The sequence below is a fragment of the Paraburkholderia sp. J67 genome (assembly GCF_905220265.1).
Lineage (GTDB): Bacteria > Pseudomonadota > Gammaproteobacteria > Burkholderiales > Burkholderiaceae > Paraburkholderia.
This window is the reverse complement of sequence record NZ_CAJMZK010000111.1, coordinates 1-386: the sequence shown is the minus strand read 5'-3', so window position 1 is coordinate 386 and position 386 is coordinate 1. Positions and strand designations below refer to the sequence as shown.

At 66.8% G+C, this 386-nt stretch carries 1 protein-coding gene; it reads left to right on the top strand.

Going from position 1 to position 386, the window contains the following annotated elements:
* On the top strand, positions 1 to 386 hold a 386-nt coding region (locus tag U5782_RS41415), incomplete at both ends, for an aldehyde dehydrogenase family protein (RefSeq protein WP_322049644.1).

The following is a 386-nucleotide window of genomic DNA, read 5'->3' as shown; positions in this document are numbered from 1 at the left end:
GTGCTGGGCGAAGTGGCCGATGTCGACACCGCCGTGGCGAGCGCGAAAGCCGCGTTCCCGGCCTGGCGCGACACGCCGCCGATCCGCCGCGCGCGCGTCATGCTGCGCTTTCTCGAGCTGATGAACCGCCACGCCGATGAACTCGCGGCGATCATCACGGCCGAGCACGGCAAGGTCTTCACCGATGCGCAGGGCGAAGTCGCGCGTGGTATCGACGTCATCGAATTCGCCTGTGGCATTCCGCAACTGCTCAAGGGCGACTACACGGAACAGGTTTCGACCGGCATGGACAACTGGACCGTGCGCCAGCCGCTGGGCGTCGTGGCCGGCATCACGCCGTTCAACTTCCCCTGCATGGTGCCGTGCTGGATGTTCCCGGTCGCGCT